8 protein-coding genes are annotated in these 7,647 nt (G+C 61.1%); 7 read left to right on the top strand and 1 reads right to left on the bottom strand.

Features of this window, described 5'->3' with window-relative positions; all coding sequences use genetic code 11:
- Positions 1-260: 260 nt before the first annotated feature.
- The gene (locus VL003_RS08170; RefSeq protein WP_325441387.1) at positions 261-719 is read right to left on the bottom strand and encodes an NINE protein; all 459 of its coding nucleotides are present in this window, start codon (positions 717-719) and stop codon (positions 261-263) included.
- A 78-nt stretch (positions 720-797) separates the two neighbouring features.
- On the opposite strand from VL003_RS08170, the gene VL003_RS08165 reads away from it, so the two are divergent.
- The 7 genes from VL003_RS08165 to ruvB all read left to right on the top strand — a co-directional run bounded on the left by VL003_RS08165 (position 798) and on the right by ruvB (position 7,373).
- Complete coding sequence (locus tag VL003_RS08165; RefSeq protein ID WP_325441385.1) at positions 798-1,955, top strand: FAD-dependent monooxygenase; 1,158 nt, start codon at positions 798-800, stop codon at positions 1,953-1,955.
- A gap of 39 nt (positions 1,956-1,994) precedes the next feature.
- Positions 1,995-3,011, top strand: a complete 1,017-nt coding sequence (gene dusB / locus VL003_RS08160) for a tRNA dihydrouridine synthase DusB (RefSeq protein WP_325441383.1) — start codon at positions 1,995-1,997, stop codon at positions 3,009-3,011.
- A 36-nt stretch (positions 3,012-3,047) separates the two neighbouring features.
- Entirely contained in the window at positions 3,048-3,287 is a 240-nt protein-coding gene (locus VL003_RS08155; protein ID WP_325441381.1) for a helix-turn-helix domain-containing protein, read from the top strand.
- Between the two features lie 31 nt (positions 3,288-3,318).
- The gene (gene purH, locus VL003_RS08150) at positions 3,319-4,914 is read left to right on the top strand and encodes a bifunctional phosphoribosylaminoimidazolecarboxamide formyltransferase/IMP cyclohydrolase (protein WP_325441379.1); all 1,596 of its coding nucleotides are present in this window, start codon (positions 3,319-3,321) and stop codon (positions 4,912-4,914) included.
- Positions 4,914-5,459, top strand: coding sequence for a crossover junction endodeoxyribonuclease RuvC (ruvC, locus tag VL003_RS08145; protein WP_325441377.1), 546 nt, complete (start codon positions 4,914-4,916; stop codon positions 5,457-5,459). The genes purH and ruvC overlap by 1 nt, the downstream gene beginning before the upstream one ends.
- Positions 5,460-5,514: 55 nt before the next feature.
- Positions 5,515-6,087 carry a Holliday junction branch migration protein RuvA gene (gene ruvA / locus VL003_RS08140; RefSeq protein ID WP_325441375.1) on the top strand — a complete coding sequence of 191 codons (573 nt, stop codon included), beginning with the start codon at positions 5,515-5,517 and terminating at the stop codon, positions 6,085-6,087.
- 215 nt (positions 6,088-6,302) lie between these two features.
- Positions 6,303-7,373 (top strand): Holliday junction branch migration DNA helicase RuvB, encoded by a 1,071-nt coding sequence (ruvB, locus tag VL003_RS08135; protein ID WP_325441373.1) that lies wholly within the window; start codon positions 6,303-6,305, stop codon positions 7,371-7,373.
- The last annotated feature ends 274 nt before the right edge of the window (positions 7,374-7,647 follow it).

Below are 7,647 nucleotides of genomic sequence, written 5' to 3'. Positions count from 1 at the left end.
CGCAGGAAAAAGCTAAAAAGCGAAAAACCGGTGGGTGTAAAAGTATGAACCCGCGGGTTTTAAATTATTCCTTTGCCTGGTTCAGCCAAGTGGCTGTCGATACACAATCGACTATTGCCATCGCCTGAGTCGGAATTCACCGCTTCTAGCCTCCATAAAACCTTAAGACCTGCATTCTAGCTTTTTTCAGGTGGGTTCCACAAGGCCAAAGGGCCTGCAGACCGCACAAAAGCTGGTTTTGTGCGTCGTCAACAACACCACTAAAGCACGTATCCGTCCAGCCAGCCCAAGGCCTTGTACACATGCATCACTATCAGGGCGATGCCGAACAGCGAGACCGAACTGCCCAGCAAGGTCGTGAAGATCGCGATAAGCACCGGCGCCCAGCCTGTGCGGGTGGTACGACCCGACCCCGCGTTGTAGCGAGCGTCGAACCAGGCATCTGGCTTAAGGGAAAAAACCAGCGCCTCGATAAAGCCGGCTGTTACCGGAATGATCAGCAACAGGAACGGGGGGTTGTCCCACCACACGGGGTAAAGCTGAGCCAGCACGATCAGCACACAAGAGGTCAGCGTCACCAACCATGCCCAGCGGCGCCCCAGGTACCACCAATGCGCACCGAACACGCCTAGAAGCGCCGACAGCAGCGCTACAATGACCTTGCTGCGGTGGCTGGTCGGGCTGGGCCCAATGCGTGCGCCCGAACGACTCGTCGCCATATCTGTCCTTTAATTCCACAGGGCCTGCGCCCCAATACATACACTGGCCTGCATTGTAGTAAACCCAGGCCAAAGATCATGCTTACGCCCGAATTCGATATTGTCATCTCCGGCGCGGGGCCGGTTGGATCCGCCTTGGCGCTATTGCTGGCCAAGGTCTCGCCTGCGCCCCAGCGCATCGCGCTGCTGGGGCGCAATGTGACCTCGGGCGATCAATTGCCCCAACAAGGCACGAATGACCCACGTACGCTGGCGATGAATCACGGCAGCCGCGCACTGCTCGAACCGTTGGGCGCATGGCCCGCACATTCTGCAAGCATCGACACGGTCCATGTGTCGCAGCGCGGGCGGCTCGGGCGCACCCTGATCACCCATGAAGAGCTCGGGGTGCCCCGATTAGGCAGCGTAGTGGCCTATTCGACGCTGCAACAAACCTTGCTTGCGGCGGTATCGCAAAGCGGGGTCATCCTGCTTGAAGCCGCGGCGCCCGGCGACCACAAACCGTCGCAATGGCGATCGGCAGACGACCGGCCTGTGCATGGCCGGCTGCGCATTCGCTCAGACGGCTCTCCACCCGGCGGCGTACAGCGCGCCTACAACCAGCACGCTGTATTGGCCACCATTCAGGCCGATCGCCCGCGAAGTGGCTGGGCCTACGAACGTTTCACCAACCAGGGCCCCTTGGCCCTATTGCCCCACCCCTTGGGCCAAGGCCGCTACGCCTTGGTGTGGTGTTGCGCGCCAAACCGTGCACAAGCGCTGCTGCAGCTTGATGAAGCGGGCTTTGCACTTGAGCTGCAACAAGCCTTTGGCGACCGCCTCGGGCGGCTCGCGCCGGCGGGCACGCGCCATGTGTTCCCGCTGGCGCTGAACGCAGGCCCCTTGCTGCTCGACCCGCACACGCTGGCTATAGGCAACGCGGCACAAACCCTGCATCCGGTTGCCGGTCAAGGCCTGAACCTGGGCCTGCGCGATGCCGCCCAACTGACGCATGCGCTTGGCGGCTGGCTGCATCACCCCACCGACGACCCCGCAGCACTGCTGCGCCGCTTCAGCATGCAGCGCCGGCCCGACCGATGGCTGACATCGGGCGTTACTGACTTCCTGCCCCGAATCTTCGCCACCCGCAATCCGCTTGTCGAGCACTTGTGCGGCCTGAGCCTGCTGGCCATGGACGCCAGCCGCCATCTTCGTGCGCCGCTGGCCCGGCATCTGCTCGAGGGGCTTCGCAGCTAAGGGCAAGCCGGCGTAAAACCCGTAGGGTAAAATCGCCCCATGCGCATCGGCCAATGGCAACTTCCCAATCAGGTTTTCGTCGCCCCCATGGCGGGGGTTACCGACCGCCCATATCGTCAGCTTTGCAAACGATTGGGCGCAGGTTATGCCGTGTCCGAGATGGCAGCCAGCAACCCGCGTCTGTGGAACAGCGTGAAGTCGTCAAGGCGGCTCGACCACCAGGGCGAATCAGAACCCATCGCCGTGCAGATTGCGGGTTCCGACCCCGCCATGATGGCCGAAGCAGCGGTGTTCAATATTGGCAAGGGTGCACGCATTATCGACATCAACATGGGGTGTCCGGTAAAAAAAGTGTGCAACGTCGCCTCGGGCTCAGCCCTGTTGCGCGACGAAACACTGGTGGCGCGCATCGTTGGCAGCGTCGTGCAAGCCTGCCGCCCATACGATGTGCCGGTTACCTTAAAAACCCGCACGGGCTGGGACGCCGACTCGCGCAACGCCTTGCGCATCGCCCTGATTGCACAAGACCTGGGCATTGCCGCCCTGACCTTGCATGGGCGCACACGCGCCGACATGTACAACGGCCAGGCCGAGTACGACACCATTCGCCAGGTAAAGCAGGCGCTCGACATACCTGTTATTGCCAACGGCGACATCGATACCCCCGAAAAAGCCCAATACGTATTAAAGTACACCCATGCCGATGCCGTAATGGTTGGCCGTGCCGCACAAGGCCGACCCTGGATCTTTCGCGAGATCGCGCATTTTCTAAAAACTGAAACCCATCTTCCGGCGCCCAGCTTTGGCGAACTGCGTGTCTTCCTGCTCGAGCACCTCGAAGACCATTACAGGTTTTACGGCGAATTTACCGGCGTGCGTTCCGCGCGCAAACATATCGGCTGGTACCTTGCCGATATGCCCGGCGCGCAAACTCTGATAACCTGCATCAACCAGGCGGAACAGACCGCCGATCAGATTCGCGCGCTCGAACAATGGTTTGACCAACAACCGTCCAACAAGCCGATCTGCGGCGCACCTGCAGCCCTGGCGGCTTAAGCAGGGCAAACATATAAAAACATATCCATTTCCACTATGAGCGTTATCAACCCCTTAGAGCAGTGCGTGCGCGAAAGCCTCGACCGCTATTTCTCCGATCTGGGCGATTCCCAGCCCCACGACATTCTGGACATGGTCATGCGATGCGTCGAACGTCCTGTACTGCAAGTCGCTCTCGAAAAAGCACACGGCAATCAGTCGCGGGCCGCCGAGATGCTGGGCATCACCCGCAGCACCTTGCGCAAGAAGCTGCAGGCGCACGACATCCAACCCTGAATTCTTTCTCTTCCCTTATCAGTCTTTTCGCATGAAGATCCAAACCGCCCTGCTTTCGGTTTCAGACAAAACCGGTATTGTTGAATTTGCCCAGGCGCTGGCCCAGCGCGGCGTGCGCCTGCTTTCCACGGGCGGCACGGCCAAGCTGCTGATGCAGTCGGGCCTTGACGTAACCGAGGTGGCCCAGCACACCGGCTCACCAGAAATTCTTGACGGCCGGGTCAAAACACTGCATCCAAAAATTCATGGCGGCCTGCTTGCACGCCGCGACAGCGCCGAGCACCTGCAAACCCTAGAACAACACGGCATTGACCGCATCGACTTGCTGGTGGTCAACCTGTACCCCTTTCGTGAAACCATCGCCAAGCCCGATTGCAGCTTTGCCGATGCCATTGAAAACATCGACATCGGCGGTCCGGCCATGTTGCGCGCCGCAGCCAAAAACCATGGCACGCCACAAGGTGGTGTCACAGTCGTTATTGACCCCCTTGATTACGACCGCGTGCTGGCCGGCATAGACAGCCCCCAAGGTGTCCCCTCGTATGGGCTGCGCCTGGAGCTGGCCTCGAAAGTGTATGCGCATACCGCTTCGTACGACGGTGCCATCGCTTCGTATCTGACCAGCCTGGCCGAGGCCGAACCCAAGCAGGAAACCGCCGCTGCGCGTAACGAATGGCCCCGCACGCTTACCGTGCAGATTCACCAAGAGCAAGCATTGCGCTACGGCGAAAACCCGCACCAATCGGCCGCGTTCTATGTTGACCGGCCGGTGCAGGCCGGGTTGCTGGGCAGCATGCGCCAACTGCAAGGCAAAGAACTTTCATACAACAACATTGCCGACGCCGACGCTGCTTGGGAATGCGTACGCACCTTGCCCGATTGCGCCTGTGTCATTGTCAAGCACGCCAACCCCTGCGGTGTGGCGGTGGCCGATACGCCCGAGCAGGCTTACCAAAAGGCCTATAAAACCGACTCCACGTCGGCTTTCGGCGGCATTATCGCCTTCAACCGGCCGGTCGACGTAGCCACGGCGCAGGCTATTACCTCGCAGCAGTTTGTCGAGGTCCTGCTGGCCCCGGCCTACGATGCCGAAGCACTTGAAGTGTTTGCCGCCAAGAAGAACGTGCGCGTGCTTCAGATTCCCGCCGGCCAGGGCGTTAACGCCTACGACGTGAAGCGTGTGGGCGGCGGCTGGCTGGTTCAATCGCCCGACAACCACCAGCTTACGCCCGCCGGTCTTAAGGTCGTTACCGCCAAGGCACCCACCGCACAGCAAATGCAAGACCTGATGTTTGCCTGGCATGTGGCCAAATACGTTAAGTCCAACGCCATTGTGTTCGTGTCGCAAGGAATGACCGTGGGCGTCGGTGCCGGCCAAATGAGCCGCATCGATTCGGCCCGCATCGCCTCGATCAAGGCGGCCAATGCCGGGCTCAGCCTTAGCGGTTCGGCCGTGGCCTCTGACGCCTTCTTCCCCTTCCGAGACGGTCTGGACGTGGTGGCCGAAGCCGGCGCCACTTGCGTCATACAGCCCGGCGGCAGCGTACGCGACGACGAAGTCATCGCCGCCGCCGACGAACGCGGCATAGCCATGGTGCTGACCGGCGTTCGGCACTTCCGTCACTAATGAGAATCCTTGGCATCGACCCCGGGCTGCGACGCACGGGCTTCGGCGTGATCGATGTCCAGGGCTCGCGCCTTCAGTACATTGCCAGCGGTGTCATTCTGGTACCCACCGACCAGCCGCTGGCCCAACGCCTGAAGGTCATTCTCGACAATATCCGGCAGGTTGTACAAGAGACCTCCCCCACGGTATCGGCGCTTGAAAAAGTTTTCGTCAACACCAACCCCACCTCGACCCTGCTGCTGGGCCAGGCACGGGGCGCCGCCATGTGCGCGCTGGCTGACCAGGGGCTGCTGGTTCACGAATATACGGCACTACAGATCAAGAAGTCGGTTGTCGGCAACGGCCACGCCGCCAAAGAGCAAGTACAGACAATGGTCAAGCATTTGCTGCACCTGAACGGCTTGCCGGCGGCAGACCCCGCCGACGCCCTGGCCTGTGCCATCTGCCACGCCCACATCGGCCCGCTGGCCGACAAACTGGTTCAGACAGCCGGCCTGACCGCCAAGCGCGGCCTTCGGCTACGCGCAGGCCGCCTGACCGGCTAAGGCTCGTTAACCCCGAACGCGGCCGCTGTCAGGCCGCTTTGCAAGGACGCAGTCAATGATAGGACGCATCACCGGCACACTGCTGGAAAAAACCCCACCCACCGTATGCATCGATGTGGGGGGCGTCGGCTACGAAATCGACGTACCCATGAGCACGCTGTACGACCTGCCCGACAGCGGCGCCAAGGTCTCGCTGCACACGCACCTTTCCGTTCGCGAAGATGCCCACACCTTGTACGGGTTCCTGACCGCCCAGGAACGCTCGACCTTTCGCGCACTGATCAAGGTAACCGGCATCGGCGCCCGCACCGCCCTGGCGGTTTTGTCGGGCATGTCGGTTCAGGACCTTGCCAGCGCCATTACCCAACAGGAAACCGGTCTGCTGACCCGTGTTCCGGGCATCGGCAAGAAAACCGCCGAACGGCTGCTGCTTGAGTTGCGTGGCAAAATCGGGGCCGACCTGGGGGTGGATGCCGCGCGTCCGTCTTCGGGTCGCGAAGACATTCTGAACGCCTTGTTGTCGCTGGGCTATTCCAGCAGCGAATCACAATCGGCGCTTAAGGCCCTGCCCGAAGGGGTGGAGGTTGCTGAAGGCATTCGACTAGCGCTGAAAGCACTATCCCGATGAAGCCCTTCGGTTAACCGGTGGTGCCGCAACCCGTATTGCAAGGCCGGTGGCCTGCCCTGCTCGCGCTGAGCGCGTAGCCTGAAACGGTTGCCAGAGCCTTTGGTCAATGCAGATTGCAATGCTCGCCGCCACCATGCCCTCCATTTGCCCGGCATTGCTGGTGTACGATGGTCTTTGCCTTCATCCCTGTTCTGTTTTCCGCTACGCATACGCACATGGCCATTCATTCCGACTCGCTCTCCAGCGCCGTTCCCGTCGAACGCATCGTCACACCGCGCAGCGCCTCGCCCAACGAAGACTCCATCGAGCGCGCCCTGCGCCCGAAGCTGCTTGAAGAGTACGTAGGCCAGCAGCGCGTGCGCGAACAACTCGAGATCTTCATCGCGGCGTCAAAAAAGCGTGGCGAGTCGCTTGACCATGTATTGCTGTTCGGCCCGCCCGGGCTGGGCAAGACCACACTGGCCCATATCGTGGCCCACGAAATGGGTGTCCAATTGCGCCAAACCTCCGGCCCGGTGCTAGAGCGCCCGGGCGATCTGGCTGCACTGCTGACCAACCTCGAACGAAACGACGTTCTGTTCATCGACGAGATCCACCGCCTTTCACCGGTGGTCGAAGAAATTCTTTACCCCGCACTGGAAGATTTTCAGATCGACATCCTGATCGGCGAAGGGCCGGCCGCCCGCAGCGTCAAGATTGACCTGCAACCGTTCACCCTTGTAGGCGCCACTACCCGCGCAGGCATGCTTACGAATCCGCTGCGCGACCGCTTCGGTATTGTTTCGCGACTTGAGTTCTACACCGCTGAGGAACTTGCCCGCATCGTCACGCGCAGTGCGCACTTGCTGAACGTAGCTATTACGCCCGAAGGGGCCACAGAAATTGCCCGCCGCTCGCGCGGCACTCCTCGCATCGCCAACCGTCTGTTGCGCCGTGTACGCGACTATGCCGAGGTGAAGTCAGACGGCCGCATCGATACCCCCACCGCGGGCGCGGCCCTGGCCATGCTCGAGGTCGACCCGCAAGGTCTGGACGTGATGGACCGCAAGTTGCTTGAAGCGATTGTCCACAAGTTCGACGGGGGTCCGGTAGGCGTCGACAGTCTGGCCGCCGCCATCGGTGAGGAACGCGACACGATCGAAGACGTGATCGAGCCGTATCTGATCCAACACGGCTACCTGCAACGCACGCCGCGCGGCCGAATTGCCACGCAAACGACCTGGCGACACCTGGGCCTGGCTGCGCCGTCTTCAGCGGGTGCTGGTACGCCGGATTTGTTTGGTTGACGGCTCGTTGCGCTGTTGGTTCTTGAGACGTTCCTGCTTTTAATTCGTTGCGATGCAGGTTCTTGAGACGTTCCTGCTTTTAATTCATTGCGCTGCTGGCTCTTAAGACGTTCCTGCTTTTAATTCATTGCGCTGCTGGCTCTTAAGACGTTCCTGCGCTGTGGGGCAGGTCTTTTTCGGGCGGAGGCACTCGGCCTTCGGCACGCCTGCCCGTATCGTCCGCCCCTTCGGGCTCCCTTCTACGGGCGCCCGGCTCTCGCGCCAACGCCCGAAA

This window comes from Pusillimonas sp. (assembly GCF_035515275.1).
GTDB lineage: Bacteria > Pseudomonadota > Gammaproteobacteria > Burkholderiales > Burkholderiaceae_B > Pusillimonas.
The sequence above is the reverse complement of the archived record's forward strand: the minus strand, read 5'-3'. Positions and strand labels throughout refer to the sequence as shown.

Excerpts from the sequence above, each read along its gene's own strand:
- VL003_RS08170 (WP_325441387.1), bottom strand. The coding sequence starts at position 719 with ATGGCGACGAGTCGTTCGGGCGCACGCATTGGGCCCAGCCCGACCAGC.
- dusB (WP_325441383.1), top strand. The coding sequence starts at position 1,995 with ATGCGCATCGGCCAATGGCAACTTCCCAATCAGGTTTTCGTCGCCCCC.
- VL003_RS08155 (WP_325441381.1), top strand. The coding sequence starts at position 3,048 with ATGAGCGTTATCAACCCCTTAGAGCAGTGCGTGCGCGAAAGCCTCGAC.
- ruvA (WP_325441375.1), top strand. The coding sequence starts at position 5,515 with ATGATAGGACGCATCACCGGCACACTGCTGGAAAAAACCCCACCCACC.
- purH (WP_325441379.1), top strand. The coding sequence starts at position 3,319 with ATGAAGATCCAAACCGCCCTGCTTTCGGTTTCAGACAAAACCGGTATT.
- ruvB (WP_325441373.1), top strand. The coding sequence starts at position 6,303 with ATGGCCATTCATTCCGACTCGCTCTCCAGCGCCGTTCCCGTCGAACGC.
- ruvC (WP_325441377.1), top strand. The coding sequence starts at position 4,914 with ATGAGAATCCTTGGCATCGACCCCGGGCTGCGACGCACGGGCTTCGGC.
- VL003_RS08165 (WP_325441385.1), top strand. The coding sequence starts at position 798 with ATGCTTACGCCCGAATTCGATATTGTCATCTCCGGCGCGGGGCCGGTT.